Origin of the sequence: Microcoleus sp. (assembly GCF_049646505.1) — a bacterium.
Taxonomy (GTDB): Bacteria; Cyanobacteriota; Cyanobacteriia; order Cyanobacteriales; family Microcoleaceae; genus Microcoleus.
The window spans coordinates 1-14,970 of the sequence record NZ_JBARVX010000259.1 but is presented as its reverse complement, the minus strand read 5'-3'; the positions used below and the strand labels follow the sequence as shown (position 1 = coordinate 14,970).

Below are 14,970 nucleotides of genomic sequence, written 5' to 3'. Positions count from 1 at the left end.
GGCTGGAAGTGCTACAGCCCTGCAAGTTCTTCCAGAACACCAGCGAACAGCATCGCTCCTCATCAGTCCCGTTGAAGAGGAACCAGAATCAGGTGATTAGTCATTAGTCACTAAACAACTAGCAATTGACAACTAGCAACTGACAACTAATTACCAATTCCCAATTACCAATTCCCAATTCCCAATTACCAATTCCCAATTACCAATTACTAAGTTTTAATGTCTCTATTTGATTGGTTTGCAAATCGAAGAAAATCAGTACCGAACTCTCAAGAACGGCCCGAACGAGAAATAGCCGACGGGCTTTGGAATAAATGCGAGGCTTGCGACGCGCTCAGTTATACCAAAGACCTGCGGGCAAATCAAATGGTTTGCTTGGAATGCGGGCATCATATCAGAGTTTACAGCGACCAACGCATAGAACAGTTGATCGACCCCAATACCTGGATGCCGATTAATGAGGGTCTCCACGCCACCGATCCCCTGAAATTTCGCGATCGCAAAAAATATAGCGATCGGCTGCGAGAATTTCAAGAAAAAACAGGCCACCTAGACGCCGTAGAAACAGGCACCGGCAAACTCGAAAATTTGCCCGTCGCCCTCGGAGTCATGGAATTTCAGTTCATCGGCGGCAGCATGGGATCGGTTGTCGGAGAAAAACTGACCCGCCTGATCGAACACGCCACGCGGGAACGTTTACCCGCGATCGTTGTCTGCGCTTCGGGCGGCGCGAGAATGCAGGAAGGAATGCTCAGCCTGATGCAAATGGCCAAGATTTCCGGGGCTCTGGAGCGCCACCGGGAAGCGAGACTGCTTTACATCCCAATTTTGACCCACCCGACCACAGGCGGTGTCACAGCCAGTTTTGCCATGTTGGGAGACATTATAATTGCAGAGCCAAAAGCTACTGTAGCCTTTACGGGCGGTCGGGTAATCGAGCAAACTCTGCGGGAAAAGCTGCCGGAAAATTATCAAACTTCCGAATACTCCTTCGCCCACGGTTTTGTAGACTCGATCGTACCCCGGACTCAATTAAAGAAAACTCTCGCTCAACTGATCCGCCTCCACCAGCCCCAGCCGTTCTTGGTAAAGTCGGAATTTCCCGCCCTCGATGCCGGCGAGAGCCACCACGCGGTGCCCGCGCCGACTCACGCTTTCAAGCTTTCTCCCTGAGCAGCAGCGCCGGATGATTGTCTGTGGGTGAGTCCGCCAGAGACGAAAAGCTCAGAGGAATTGCCAAAAAACCTGGTTACTTGGCAAAACATAAAGTTTGGTAGCGAGAAATGCAGCCAAATACCGGGTTTTTAGCCCCGCGCTCTCAAGTCCTATTGATAATAAACACCCCGCAATGGGATGATATTAGTTGGAAGTTGACGGGCTAGGAATTTTGGGTGAGCAAAAATGCTTAGTGGCAGTTAGTGGTTAGTTAGCTGGCGATCGAACAAAATCTCAGAACAAACTAACAGATGGGAGCTAACAGCGCTTTGTTAAATTGTCCAGCTTTCAGTCAATAGCCGTCAACTCAATTTTGACCAGTCAGCGACCTAAAAATTATGGGTTTTGCAGACCTATCCATCGCAGAAATAGCAGAGGACTTCGATGTCCCTGTTGAAGACGTGCTCCGCTTGTGCGACGAGTTGGAAATTGCCTACAAGCATCCTCAAACCCGTTTGGCTTTGGAAGATGTTAAGGCAATTATGTCCGCTCTCGAAAAAAGGCGCGATTCAAAACGGGTTGCAGATTAGATCGCAAAATTCCTTTACCTCGATCGGGTATCGCTGCACAAACTTTTGCCAATTGTCGCAGCCCGAAGGAATTTTGAACAGAAATCTGTTTGCCAGCTACGCTTTCTTAGCGTTCAATAATTTGTCGGATTTTTTTAAGGAGAACCATGCTTAAAAGATATTTCATTGCTCTGACCGCTGTATTTTTGACATTTCAGTTATTTGTCAGCAGCGCGATGGCTGTCGAACTGAGTCCTGAACTTCGCACAGTGACTTTAGATGACAAAGGCGCTCCGGCGGTGCTGAGCCTCAAACAAGTTCAGCAAGGCAAACGCCTGTTTAACTCAGCCTGCGCTCAATGTCACGCTGGGGGACAGACAAAAACTGACCAGAACATAAATTTGAGTCCCAAAACTCTGGCTTTGGCCAACCCACCCCGCAACAATATTGAGTCGCTGGTGGACTTTATGAAAAATCCCACCACTTATGACGGCTTTGAGGAAATTTCCGAGCTGCATCCGAGCATGAAGAGTGCGGATATTTTTGCTGAGATGAGAAATCTCTCAGAAGAGGATTTGTACGCGATTGCCGGTCACATTCTGTTGCAGCCCAAAATAATTGGCGATCAGTGGGCTGGCGGTAAAGGCGCTCGTTAATTGATGTTAAATTTTAGATTTTGGATTTTGGATTGGGAGAGGGCTGGGCTTTGGCAAGCATTGCTGGCAGGTCGTTTTTCGCTCTAAAATCTGAAATCTAAAATTTACTTGTTACTCATCCATATCGCAAAAGGTTGTAGTGCGTCATGCAGCGTCCTGGTGTTTTTATCTGCTTTCTGTTGGGATGTTTAATTATTTTGCCCCTGGTGCTTCTGGCACCTCAACCTGCCTTGGCTGCTGGTGATGCTTATGTGACTCGCTATTTGAAAGTCACCGAACCTGTGCCGTTGGAATTGGACGCACAGGCAAACACTCGGTTGTTTTCGGCTGAGGATTTGTCCTCCGGCAAGCGGTTGTTCGAGCAAAGCTGCCTCAACTGTCACGTCGGGGGAACAACTTTGCCCGATCCGACTGTATCTTTGTCTTTGACTGCTCTGGAGGGGGCAACGCCTCCGCGCAACAACATCAATAGTCTGGTGGCGTATCTGAGAGAACCCATGACTTATGACGGTAGTGAGGAAACTTTTTGGTGCCGCCAAGTACCGGAAAGCTGGATGCAGCAGGATGAGATTGAAAATTTGGCTGCTTTTGTGCTCCGAGCTGCTCAGAAGGCTCCGGGCTGGGGCGTGGAGAATTTTGAGAGTTGAACGGCCTCTGCCAAAAAGTGGTAGATTAATCGGAGAATCGCCACTGCGTGTTTGTGCCTGAATAAACAGGTAAAATAATTAAAGAACCACCTTCAAAGGTGTCCATTAGAGGAGAACTGTGTTGAAAAGACTCTTATCCATCGCCCTGTTAGCGATCGCAATTTTTACCGTAGGCTTCGGCCGCCCTGCTTTGGCAGGCGATGCTGCTAACGGAGCTAAACTCTTTAGCGCCAACTGTGCTGCTTGTCACATCGGTGGCGGCAACGTCGTTATGGGAATGAAAACCTTGAAAAAGGATGCTCTTGAGAAGTACGGTATGAATTCTCTCGAAGCTGTTACCGCTCAGATAATTAAGGGCAAAAATGCTATGCCTGCTTTTCTCGGTCGTTTGAAGCCCGAACAAATCGATGATATCGCTGCCTACGTGCTCGAACAATCTGAGAAAGACTGGAAAGGCTAAACTGCCTCTTTGAAATCGGACAAGCTGGACTTGATTTAATTTAAAACTTGTCCTCCCGATCGCACCCTCTCTCACTTTTGGCCGAATAAATGTTGGTTGGCAGCGCTGTTAACTTGTTTGGGAAAGCGCGCCAGAAATCGGATATTTATTTGCTCGAGAGCGAGGGAGGGTAACTTTATTTTAGATTTGAGATGTTACATTTGAGATGTTAGATTGGTAGCTGACTTTGTATAAATTGTCAAGCACTTTACATTAAGATTTATCTAGGTAAGCCGGTCGTAAATTGGGGTTGTGTGCTAGGATATAAAGCCTTTACTACCAAAGCATTTAAATCCAAATTATCATCGATCGGGGATGTGGACTTTACACTTGTCATGAACTTAAAAACATCAGCAAAAGTTACAACTCTCGGAGACGCAGCCTCTGGTGAGATCGAGAAATATTTTCGCAACACAATAGCGCACGAGGCTGAAGTTATCAATGACAAAGATGCAGAAGAACTTCACCAAATGCGGGTAGGATTGCGGCGTTTGCGATCGGCCGTAACGGGTTTTGCTCCAGTTTTAGATTGGCCAAAAGAAGCTTCTGAACGCAAAATTGGTAAAGTGGGGCGGATTCTGGGAACGCTCAGGGATTTGGACGTGATGCTAGAAAGTCTCCAAAAACGCTATTACCCGAATTTGCCGATCGACGAACAGGAAGTTTTGGATAAGGCTTTGTCGAATTTGCTGAAACAGCGGCGCCGGGCTTTGAAAAAGGTGAGGGCTGTTTTGGAACAAAAAAATTACCGATCGCTGAAAAAGTCGATCGAGAATTGGCTATCAAAACCGCAGTTTCGGGCGATCGAACTTTTGCCAATCGCTGAAGTTTTGCCCGATTTACTGTTACCTCAAGTCAGCGAGTTTTTCCTGCATCCGGCTTGGCTGCTGGGCACAAAATATGAGGATGGCAAAGTTAAAGTTTGCGATGATTTGAATGAGTCGGCTGTGGAAGAGAAGTTAGCAGCGGAGGGAAAAATTCTGCACGAATTGCGGAAGCAAGCGAAGCGGGTTCGCTATTTGATGAATCTGTTTGGCGATTTTTACGGCCCGAGTTATGAAGGTTATGTAGAAGATGTCAAAGCTGTTCAGGAATGTTTGGGCGACATTCAAGACTGTGAAGTTTTAGGCGACTTTCTGACAGATTTTGTGGATAGTGACTTGAAAAAAGATTTGCCGAAATTGGCTGATATTTTAGCAGAAAATCGCTGTGCAGCTTGGGGGAAATGGCAGGTTTTGCAGACTAAGTATTTGATTTCGGAAAATCGTCAAGGTTGGCGATTGGCTTTAATTCATCCTGCGGTTGAAGATGCTGCTAATGTGGAAGCGCCGCAGTAATTTTAATGGTTTTGTAGTTGTGCTTGGGTAAGCTTTGGGCGCAACTGCAAGTAATACCAATTTCATAAAGTTATGCTACTACCAAAAGTTTGACTCCCCCCCTTTATAAGGGGGGGTTGGGGGGGTAGATATGTAGCGCTATTTTATAAATTTGGTATAACAGATCGGAAGTAAATATACAGCACTTTGCGCGACTAAAAGAATCTGTAAATTAATTTTATAAAAATAAAAAAGTCCCTCTTTGATGTGTTGCAGTATAAAATTTTGCCCGGGGCGATCGTCCACCTGCTGAATATTGTTACAAATGTTACCGTTAGCACCGACAGTAAAAGTTTGGTGCTTTTCGGTTTCCCGTACATTTCTGTCAGCAGCTTCAGCAAGTTCTGTTATCTTAGACAGGAAGAGTTGTCTGGCTGGCGTATTTGCTACCAAAAAAGCTGCTGTTTGATGAAGTATCTGTCTTCAGGAGGAACATTCGATCGCCTGAAAATTATCCCTATAGGAACTGTTTGGCGATCGCATCAATCGTTATTATCAGTTCATTCACAGCGAAGTTGTGGCAGATAAATAGTGGGGTGTTGCGAACAGTCGCTAGGTTTGATGCTATGTACACACTAGGAAAGCGGTAATTAATATTCACCCGCCCCTCTTTCCTGACGGACTCTAAAACCAGCGCTGGTAGCAGCGCCTGCATTGAGTCGGAGTCTTCAGCGGGACTTAAAAATGAAAATCACGTTTGTTCTTCCTACTCTGTCTCTGACTGGTGGAATACGAGTAATATCTATTTTCGCAGAACTTTTGAGAAAGCGAGGGCACGAAGTGTTCGTCATCTCCGTACCCCACGCCCAAGCGAGTCTGCGCCAGCAAGTCAAGTCGCTGCTGCGGGGACGGGGTTGGATTTCCACACCAGAAAACGAACCCTCATTTTTCGATAACTTAGGTGTAAAACAGAAAATTACCGATCGCTACCGCCCGGTAGAGGACAAAGATGTACCTGACGCTGACGTAGTAGTTGCCACCTGGTGGGAAACCGCCGAGTGGGTAGCAAAACTCTCTCCCAGTAAAGGAGCAAAAGCTTATTTTATCCAGCACCACGAAGTTTTTGACTATATACCCGAAGGTAGAGTCGAAAAAACCTGGATGCTGCCCATGCACAAAATTACGATTTCTCAATGGTTAGTTGACCTAGCTCGGACTAAATACGGCGACCGCCAAGTTTCCTTAGCTCCTCCAACCGTTGACACCAAGCAATTTTACGCCTGTCCCCGCCACAAACAATCGGTTCCGACCATTGGCACGATGTACTCTACAATTTACTGGAAAGGAACCGACATCGCCCTCAAAGCTTTTTCCCTAGCTGCCGAAAAAATTCCCAACCTGCGTCTGGTTGCCTTCGGTACAGATGCCCCATCCTCGGATTTGCCCCTACCCACCAATGCCGAGTATGTAATTCAACCCGACCAAGACAAAATCAAAGACTATTACAGCAAATGCGATGCGTGGCTGCTGGCGAGCCGTTCAGAAGGCTTCGGCTTGCCAATTATCGAAGCGATGGCGTGCCGCACTCCCGTCATCAGTACCCCCGCAGGCGCTGCTCCAGAAATTTTGAGCGGCCGTAGCGGCATACTTGTCAAACCCGAAGATCCCGAAGAAATGGCACAAGCAATAGAGCGTATCTGTCAGTTGCCCAATGCCCAGTGGCGAGCCATGTCCGAAGTAGCTTACGCCAAGGTAGTCAATTATACTTGGGAAGATGCCACGACTCATTTTGAAGCGGGATTGAAAGTTGCTGTAGACAAATCTAAACAGCGGGACGTTAAGATAGTTTCCTGTTCTCCCTACTACGTGCCGGAACCAAGCAACCCACAACCAGTTCCGGTTAAATGCTAACTGCTGCAATCTCAAATCGCGGCGCGCATTGTTGAGGCGCGATTCTCAGCAGGAATTCCAGATTTTTTGGTGGGGTGCTTCTGCTAAAACTTAAATCGCCCGCGTCCTGTTTTTCCTGTTTTCTACCCAGCAGTCTCGACGCAAATTGTGACCGCATCCAAAGAATAGCTGTTCAAAGTTACCGCCGGCAAAAATCTTAACCCGAGTGGGACTGAGGTTTTAAGGATCGTGTCTTTATCGGGTTAGACTTGATCTAATCCTCAAACATCTCCCGATTTGTAAGTGGGAAAAGTCCCGGACGACAAACTAAGGTCGTTCGACTGTCAATTTACGATCGCCCCAACAGCAGAAGCCGGCATTCTAGACCGAGGTCAAAAAGTGGCTCGCAAGTGCCAACTTCCTGTAATGGAGAAGTTTGAAGGACCAGCGTGGATCTTCCAAATATATTTATGAAAATTACTTTTGTCCTTCCTACCCTTAGTCTTACGGGTGGCATGAGGGTGCTATCTATCTACACAGAACATCTCCAAAAGCGAGGACACAAAATATTTATCATCTCTACACCCCCGCAAAAAAGGACTTTGAACGAAAAAGTGCGATCGTTGTTGAGGGGTAGGGGTTGGGAGTCCGCCCCTAAGAAAGAACAGTCTCACTTTGACAAGGTGGATGTAGAAAGCCGAGTTCTCGACACCGATCGTCCAGTTACTGACCTTGATGTACCTGATGCCGATGTGATTATGGCTACTTGGTGGGAAACTGCCGAGTGGGTGGAAAAACTATCTCCGAGAAAAGGAGCGAAAGTATATTTTCTCCAGCACTACGAGGCTTTTGACTACGTACCAAAAGGTCGAGTAGAAAAAACTTGGCGGCTGCCGATGCACAAAATCGCTGTGGCCCAGTGGCTGGCCGACAAAGCTCGGAATGAATACGAGGATTTGTCTGTCTCTCTTGTCCCTCCCACTGTGGACACCAAACAGTTTTACAGCCCCGCGCCGCGAGACAAAAAGCAGTCAGTTCCCACCGTCGGGCTGTACTATTCTACAACTCCTTGGAAAGGCTGCGCTCTTGCCCTGAAAGCTTTCTCTATAGCTGCCAAAAAAATTCCCAACCTGCGTTTAGTTGCCTTTGGTTCGGGCGAGACTCCTCCTTCCGATTTCCCGCCCGGTACTGAGTATAATAAAGCACCCACTCAAGACCAACTCAAAGATTATTACAGCAAATGCGATGCTTGGCTGTTTTCGAGCAGCTCCGAAGGCTTCGGCTTGCCAATTTTAGAAGCAATGGCTTGCGGCACTCCAGTCATCGGCACTCCTGCTGGTGCGGCACCGGAACTACTGGCTGGGGGGGGTGGCATTCTGGTGAAGCCAGAAGATCCAGAGGATATGGCAAGGGCGATCGAGCAAATATGTGATTTGTCTGATGCCGAATGGCGGGCGATGTCCGAGACTGCTTTAAAGACGGTGATCGATTATACCTGGGAGGATGCAACGGATCTGTTCGAGGCTGCACTGTACACTGCTGTGGAACGTCAGTCACAATAGAGGAACAATGCGTAAAATTGAGGTGGATTTAAAAGGTCGGGGTGGGGCGATGGTTTAAGCGAGAATTTCGATCGGGCTTCTCGAGCTGTCTTTGTACAATTTTACTGCCAAAAAAAACCTATGGTTGCATTAATCCCAATTGTTCTGTTCGGCTGGATGCCGATCGTTTTTTACCTGTTTTTGAGGTTTCCGACTCAGCGGGCGGTAATTATCAGTTTTGTGGTAGCGTGGCTGTTTTTGCCGCAAGCTTCTTATCCCATCCCCCTATTGCCGCCCTATGACAAAATTTCGGGAGCTTGCTACGCGATTTTGCTGGCCACTATTGTCTTCGATACTTCGCGCCTCACCACTTTTAAACCCGGTTGGCTGGACGTGCCAATGGTAATTTGGTGTTTGTGTCCAATTGTTTCACAAGTTACTAATGGCGGCAGCCCGATTTCTCCGACTTTCAGCCAAATCATTACTTGGGGTCTGCCTTATTTCGTAGGACGCTTGTATCTGGGTAGTTTAGACGGGCTGCGACAATTGGCGATCGGCATTTTTGCAGGTGGGTTGGCCTACATTCCCTTTACTTTAGTTGAAGGAGTTAAGGGCCCCCTTCTGCACCAAATGGTTTACGGCGTCAATGCCTTTGATGACTGGGGTCAAGCAAGGCGGATGGGGGGGTGGAGACCGGTAGTCTTTATGCAGCACGGTTTGATGGTGGGCGTGTGGATGATGACAGCCGCCTTGATCGGAGTTTGGCTTTGGCAAACTGGGACGCTCAAAAAGTTTCAAGGCCGCAACATCAAGACTCTAGTAATTATATTAACTATTGCTTTTTTCCTGTGCCGTTCTACTGGCGCCTACAGTTTATTTGTATTTGGATTGATCGTATTATTTTCGGCGAAGCAGTTTCACACTTCTTTGCCCCTGTTATTCATAATTGGATATATAGTATTTTATCTGTACTTAGCTGCATCGGGTCAATTTTCGAGCGAAGATGTGATTGGCTTTATCACTCAAGTATTTGGTGAAGAACGAGCCTCCTCTCTGAAGTTTAGATTTGACATGGAAGAGATATTGGGGGAAAAAGCGCGGCAAGTATTTCTTTTTGGCTGGGGAGATTCGGGGGGAAACCGCGTGTACAACGAGTACGGTAAAGATATTTCGGTCACAGATAGCTTGTGGATTATTGCATTTGGCGTTCATGGTGCAGTGGGTTTAGTGAGTTTATTTTCTGCTTTGTTACTTCCTGTTGTCGTCTTTTGCCTGTTCAAGTATCCCGCCAGAACCTGGTCTCATCCCAAAGTAGCGCCGGCTGCTGTCTTGGCAGTAGCCTTAACTATGTACGTGTTTGACTGTGTTTTGAACGCTATGACCAACCCGATTTTTGCGGTGATTGCTGGAGGAATATCGGGTCTGGTTTTAAAAGATCCAGAAAGTCTTAAGACTAAAAAAGCCAGTTCGCCACCAAGAAGAAAGTCGCTGGTTCACCAAAAATCAGGATGATTTTCGCGGCGGAGGCGAAGTATCGCACTCACAGCTTAAATTTATATCTTGCATTCGCCGCACAAAAAAACCAAAAAATCTACCACCTTTGCCTCAAACCAAGTTCGGGAGTTGCACTCTGTTTCGCAGTTGCTCAACATTTGTATGAAAAAAGATTTATTAGATTAGTTTACATTACTTTAAGTATGAACGCGAGATAGCCTTGCTCGTTGAAATGTGTTGCAAAGTGTAAATAAAAATTGGCTCGATCGACTTTTTGCTCAAAGCAGCCGCTTCTTTACAAAATCTTTAAAATTTATTACTAGACAGCTAGGGTATACGCGCATATACTTAATAAAGTATATTCACCCCCTCGCGCCAAAGTAGTGAAAATACGAGGTGGCAGTGTGGGTTATAGTTTGAGTTGTAATTTAATATAAAGGGTGGAAGGGAATAACAAATGAAAACCGTTAATTTATTGAATGTCTCCATAGATAACCTGTCAATAACAGAATTGTTTGAAAAACTCGACAGCGAAGGCGGTGTCGTATTTACGCCCAACGTAGACCACTTGATTAAGTTGCAGTACGACCGCGATTTCTATGAAGCTTACAATCAATCTAGTTATCGAGTCTGCGACAGTCAAATATTGATGTATGCCTCAAAATTCTTAGGTACTCCAATCAAAGAAAAAATTTCAGGTTCTGACTTGTTTCCTGCATTTTATATGTATCACAAGGATAGCGAGAACATAAAAATATTTTTGCTCGGAGCGGCGGTCGGTATTGCGAAGAAAGCCCAGGAAAAAATTAATCAAAAAATTGGTAGAGAAATCGTGGTTGAAGCACTTTCTCCTTCTTTTGGCTTTGAAAAAAATGAGGAAGAGTGCGAAAAAATAATTGACGCGATCAATAAATCAGGAGCTACAGTTCTGGCCATAGGAGTGGGAGCGCCGAAGCAAGAGAAGTGGCTGATTAAATACCACAGCAAATTGACACATATCAAAATTTTCTTGGCCGTAGGTGCAACCATTGATTTTGAGGCTGGTTGCAAAGCAAGATCCCCCAAATGGATGAGCGAAGTTGGCATCGAATGGGCGTACCGACTGTTAAGCGAACCGAGAAGGTTGTGGAAAAGATATCTGATAGACGGTCTGCCTTTTTTCCGATTAATAGTAGAACAAAAATTTGGGTTTTATAAAATGCCTTTCATGGACAGCAAAAACACGAAGCTAGAATGGGAAGGCGGTTCCTGAAAACGGGAGCGACAAATCTATAACGTCAATAAGGCTGAGTATGAGTTCTGGCGTTTGATTTGAGGGTAATACACGTCCAAGCTGTGCGTAGCCCGATCGCCCTTTCTGGCAAAAATATTCATTTTTGCTTTCAATTCCGGGTAAAATCGGAATGAAAGCTTTTTGGAAAATCCCTAATTAGGGATACAACGGATGAATCTGCCTTCTTTCTTGTGGTTGTGGAAAATAGCGGCTTGGTCAATGGGTGTTTCTCTGTTAGCTTACCTGCTGCTGGCCGTTACTGGCACCTGGATGTTTGCCGCCCGCAGTACGAAACAGCCCCGACCAAAATGGCTGCGTCCCTTTCATCTGGCCACTGGTACGGGAATGGCGACTTTGGTAATTTTACTGCTGGGAATTGGCGTAGTCGGTACGCTGGGATACTACGGAAATTTGGGTCACTCAGCTCATTTACCGGCCGGGTTAGCCGTGGTTGCTTTGGTGTTGGTTTCTGTCGGGAGCGGTTTGCAAATTGGCCCCAAACATCCTTGGGCGCGCCCCATCCACATTGGCACTAATATATTTTTAGGTGCTGGATTTGTGACTGTGTTGCTCACGGGATGGACGATCGTACAAAAGTATTTACCAAAAGTTTAATGTTTGCAGTCAGGAGTTCAGTCCTCCGATCGCAGATGCGGACTGAACTCCTCGCTACTAACTTGCTGCTTTAGCTGTGAAATCTAAGATATGTTGAGCGGTAATTTGCGGTTTTTCTAGGTGAGGAACGTGTCCGCAATCCGGTATCCAAATTAGTTGAGAATTGGCGATCGCACTTTCAAACTTTTCCGCATCCGCCGTCCCCAAAATTCGGTCTTGTTTTCCCCACAAAATCAGCGTTTGCTGCTGAATTTGCGAGAGTTTCCCCCCAAAACCTCCGTAACCGCCGCTTTTGGTAAAAGCAATTAAAGCTTGATTCCAGTTGGGCGTTTCTAAGTGCAAAGCAGCGCAAGTTTGAGCATCCACCGTAGCAAAAGTTCGATCGAAATAAGCATTGACGCTAATTTTTTGGCGGATTTTAGGGTTCCGCAAAAATGAAGTTGCCAGATATCCTAAAGGAGGAATCAGAAATTTTCCTTTATTAGAAGTGACGGGAAAACCTGCACTGTCGATCAGCACTAATTTTTTGACAGCTTCGGGATGGGCGAGGGTGAAATCAATTGCTGCGGCACCTCCCATTGAAGCGCCAACTAATATTACAGGCTGCGAAATTAGGGTTTTCCAGAAAGAGTAAAGGTGACTGCCAATTGCGATCGCGCTGAATGCTAAACCTGCTGCTCTTTCTGTAAAGCCAAAACCCAATAAATCAACAGCCCAAGTTTCATTTTTTTCGGCAAGCAGCGGCAGCAGGCGGCGAAATTCAAATACGGAACTGTCGAAGCCGTGAATTAGCAAAATCGGCGTGTTGCCGCTGCCTTGGCGCACGTAGGTTGTGGCAATTGGCTGCGGGCTCAGGGGGGTTGTAATTGCTGACTGTTGAATGCTTTGGGCTAAGGCGATTGAGGTAGATTCTGTGAGTTGCGCGATCGACTTTGGCAGAAAACTTGCTGGCATAATTCTTGATAAATTGTTAATTCCTAGCGGCGGTGTTCCCGCGATCGCCCTAACACTTAAGTATATATGCTCGATCGAACTTGAGGAGTTGGGGCGATCGCCCTCAACTGTTTCTCTCAGCCCAGACTAAAGCTGAGCTTGTTAAACACATACTAAATAATTAGAAATTTTTTGCAAATAAGTGCTTTTTAGTTTAGTATGCTTGAAAGCAGTAAGTCTTGTTTGTTGCCAATCAAAAAATACGTTAGCATCTAATGCAAGAGAAATAAAACTCGGAACCCGCGAAAAATCAGTCTAATTTTTGGTTCTGGGGAATAGCAGCTTCCGAAATATTCAACGGGAAATAGTTCGCTAGAACGGGGAATTTCGCCCTGTCTGCGATTGTGAGCCGATCGTATTGATAATTAATCTCAACTTGCTAGACAAGCAAGTCCAAGCAAGAAGTTACTAAAGTCGATGACTTCCAAAACAGATGAACCAACAATACAGCCAACACAACCAACAGTCAAACCCCCGATATTTCGAGGGTTTTAGCTTTTACTGCGAGACACCCGAAGCCTCGGAAACCGAAAACAGCAGCACAGAAGTTCAACCAGACTCAGCCAAGAGTAAATCATTCCCCCTAGCAATGGCAAGCGTCGGCGAAAAGCTGCGAATAGTCACACTCAGGGGTTCAGAAGGCTGTGTGCGTCGCCTCATCGGCATGGGATTTGTCTCCGGTACCGAACTTCAAATTATCAGCAACTCCGGCGGTTCGGTGATTGTGGCAATTGGCGAAAACCGCATCGGTTTGGGCGCAGGTATGGCACAAAAAATTATGTGTACGAATTAGGACAAGTGCCATAAATCTACAGCAATCTTATTTCATTTGTGAAGAAGATTTTTTTTATTAACCGCAGAGGGCGCAGAGGGCGCAGAGGAAGAGAAAAGAGAGATGTTCAAAAATGCTGAGGGGGTTGCTACATTCAACAAGTTGATTTAATTTGTACAAGTTTAGAGGAAATCAAAACAACAAATGAACGATAAAATACAATTGCGAGATTTAGCTGTTGGTAGCACAGGCAAAGTGGTTGGCTATAAAAAAACAGCCTGCGGCTACAAAGGCAAATTGTTAGCAATGGGATTGACACTGGGAACCGAATTTACTGTCACTCGCCACGCACCTCTAGGATATCCCGTAGAAATCCTAGTGCGGGGTTTCAAACTCAGTTTGCGGAAAGATGAAGCCTAAACCCTATTTGTAGAGGAGATGAAATAATCGCCAAGCAAATTATTGGATTGGTGGGCAATCCCAACTGTGGAAAAACTACCTTATTTAACGCTTTGACAGGTGCTAACCAGCGAGTGGGAAACTGGCCGGGAGTAACCGTCGAACGCAAAGAGGGAAAATATACTCGCGATGGTTTACCAATTACGATTGTTGACTTGCCGGGAGTTTATTCTCTCGATGCTGAAGATGGAGATACGGGCCTTGATGAATTGGTAGCGCGAGATTGTTTGCTATCTGGCGAAGCAGATGCGATCGTTAATATTATTGACGCTTCCAATTTAGAACGCAATTTGTATCTCACTACCCAACTCTTAGAGATGCGCGTGCCGATGATTGTAGCGCTAAATATGATGGATGTTGCCAAAGAACGGGACATCCGAATTGATGTTAACAAACTTGCAGAACGATTGGGCTGTATGGTGTTGCCGATCAGTGCTTCGTCTAATGATGGAGTGTCGCTGCTGCGGGATGCTGTGAATAAAGCGCTACAAAAGCCGATCGCACCATCAGCCGGTGTCGCTTATCCTGCTGTCATCGAAGATGCGATCGCCCAACTCATCCCGCATATCGAACAACACAGCCCAAACCGTAAAGTAGATGCCCGCTGGACAGCCCTGAAACTATTAGAATATCAGGATGATGTCGCCCCAGAACTCGCAAATACAGAATTAGAACAAATAGTCGTCCCGCACCGCCGCAGAGTCCATGAAACCCTCGATGACGACTTAGATATTATCATCGCCGACAGCCGCTACACCTACATCCGCACCCTCACCCAAGGTATAGTCGAATCTGCGAGGGAAATTAAAACCAACATTTCCGATAAAATCGACCAAATTGTGCTCAACCGCTGGTTCGGCATCCCCGTATTCTTGATGGTGATGTACTTAATGTTAACCATTTCGATTAACGTTGGCGCAGTGTTTATCGACTTTTTTGATATCTTGTTAGGGACAATTTTTGTAGATGGTTTAGCTCAGCTTTTAGAAAGCCTCAATTCCCCTGGATGGTCGATCGGACTGCTGGCAAAAGGTGTGGGCGGCGGCATTCAAACTACATCTACTTTTATTCCCCAAATTGGGATGATGTTC

Annotated in this window: 16 protein-coding genes; 14 read left to right on the top strand and 2 right to left on the bottom strand. The window is 46.2% G+C overall.

The genetic code is table 11. The annotated features are described in order from the left end of the window. Positions 1–219: 219 nt before the first annotated feature. The 6 genes from accD (at position 220) to WBA89_RS14080 (ending at position 4,863) form a co-directional block, all read left to right on the top strand. Positions 220–1,173 carry an acetyl-CoA carboxylase, carboxyltransferase subunit beta gene (gene accD / locus WBA89_RS14105; protein WP_424407378.1) on the top strand — a complete coding sequence of 318 codons (954 nt, stop codon included), beginning with the start codon at positions 220–222 and terminating at the stop codon, positions 1,171–1,173. Positions 1,174–1,553: 380 nt separating this feature from the next. Next, entirely contained in the window at positions 1,554–1,745 is a 192-nt protein-coding gene (locus WBA89_RS14100; RefSeq protein WP_194063062.1) for a translation initiation factor IF-2, read from the top strand. A gap of 146 nt (positions 1,746–1,891) precedes the next feature. Continuing rightward, positions 1,892–2,380: a photosystem II cytochrome c-550 gene (gene psbV / locus WBA89_RS14095; protein WP_424407375.1), complete on the top strand. Its 489-nt coding sequence runs from the start codon at positions 1,892–1,894 to the stop codon at positions 2,378–2,380. A gap of 146 nt (positions 2,381–2,526) precedes the next feature. Further along, the gene (psbV2, locus tag WBA89_RS14090) at positions 2,527–3,027 is read left to right on the top strand and encodes a photosystem II cytochrome PsbV2 (protein WP_424407373.1); all 501 of its coding nucleotides are present in this window, start codon (positions 2,527–2,529) and stop codon (positions 3,025–3,027) included. Between the two features lie 121 nt (positions 3,028–3,148). Beyond that, complete coding sequence (petJ, locus tag WBA89_RS14085; RefSeq protein WP_424407371.1) at positions 3,149–3,487, top strand: cytochrome c6 PetJ; 339 nt, start codon at positions 3,149–3,151, stop codon at positions 3,485–3,487. A gap of 374 nt (positions 3,488–3,861) precedes the next feature. Next, positions 3,862–4,863, top strand: a complete 1,002-nt coding sequence (locus WBA89_RS14080; RefSeq protein ID WP_424407369.1) for a CHAD domain-containing protein — start codon at positions 3,862–3,864, stop codon at positions 4,861–4,863. Between the two features lie 138 nt (positions 4,864–5,001). Here the strand turns inward: WBA89_RS14080 and WBA89_RS14075 are convergent, their stop codons facing one another. Then, complete coding sequence (locus tag WBA89_RS14075; protein WP_424407367.1) at positions 5,002–5,295, bottom strand: hypothetical protein; 294 nt, start codon at positions 5,293–5,295, stop codon at positions 5,002–5,004. A gap of 291 nt (positions 5,296–5,586) precedes the next feature. On the opposite strand from WBA89_RS14075, the gene WBA89_RS14070 reads away from it, so the two are divergent. The 5 genes from WBA89_RS14070 to WBA89_RS14050 all read left to right on the top strand — a co-directional run bounded on the left by WBA89_RS14070 (position 5,587) and on the right by WBA89_RS14050 (position 11,655). After that, positions 5,587–6,753: a glycosyltransferase family 4 protein gene (locus tag WBA89_RS14070; protein WP_424407365.1), complete on the top strand. Its 1,167-nt coding sequence runs from the start codon at positions 5,587–5,589 to the stop codon at positions 6,751–6,753. Between the two features lie 449 nt (positions 6,754–7,202). Further along, the gene (locus tag WBA89_RS14065) at positions 7,203–8,294 is read left to right on the top strand and encodes a glycosyltransferase family 4 protein (RefSeq protein WP_424407363.1); all 1,092 of its coding nucleotides are present in this window, start codon (positions 7,203–7,205) and stop codon (positions 8,292–8,294) included. A gap of 120 nt (positions 8,295–8,414) precedes the next feature. Further along, positions 8,415–9,785, top strand: a complete 1,371-nt coding sequence (locus WBA89_RS14060; RefSeq protein ID WP_424407361.1) for an O-antigen ligase domain-containing protein — start codon at positions 8,415–8,417, stop codon at positions 9,783–9,785. 439 nt (positions 9,786–10,224) lie between these two features. Then, a complete protein-coding gene (locus WBA89_RS14055; RefSeq protein ID WP_424407359.1) occupies positions 10,225–11,019 on the top strand; it encodes a WecB/TagA/CpsF family glycosyltransferase in 795 nt (264 codons plus the stop codon). A gap of 192 nt (positions 11,020–11,211) precedes the next feature. Continuing rightward, positions 11,212–11,655, top strand: coding sequence for a DUF4079 domain-containing protein (locus WBA89_RS14050; protein WP_424407357.1), 444 nt, complete (start codon positions 11,212–11,214; stop codon positions 11,653–11,655). Positions 11,656–11,712: 57 nt separating this feature from the next. On the opposite strand, the gene WBA89_RS14045 is transcribed toward WBA89_RS14050, so the two are convergent. Continuing rightward, a complete protein-coding gene (locus WBA89_RS14045; protein WP_424407355.1) occupies positions 11,713–12,609 on the bottom strand; it encodes an alpha/beta hydrolase in 897 nt (298 codons plus the stop codon). Positions 12,610–13,081: 472 nt separating this feature from the next. Here WBA89_RS14045 and WBA89_RS14040 point away from each other — a divergent pair, with 472 nt between their 5' ends. From WBA89_RS14040 to WBA89_RS14030, 3 genes are all read left to right on the top strand, one after another. Continuing rightward, positions 13,082–13,441, top strand: coding sequence for a FeoA family protein (locus WBA89_RS14040; RefSeq protein WP_424407353.1), 360 nt, complete (start codon positions 13,082–13,084; stop codon positions 13,439–13,441). A 183-nt stretch (positions 13,442–13,624) separates the two neighbouring features. Continuing rightward, a complete protein-coding gene (locus tag WBA89_RS14035) occupies positions 13,625–13,840 on the top strand; it encodes a FeoA family protein (RefSeq protein WP_424407351.1) in 216 nt (71 codons plus the stop codon). A gap of 50 nt (positions 13,841–13,890) precedes the next feature. Continuing rightward, a partial coding sequence (locus tag WBA89_RS14030; RefSeq protein WP_424407380.1) for a FeoB small GTPase domain-containing protein occupies positions 13,891–14,970 on the top strand: 1,080 nt, incomplete at its 3' end.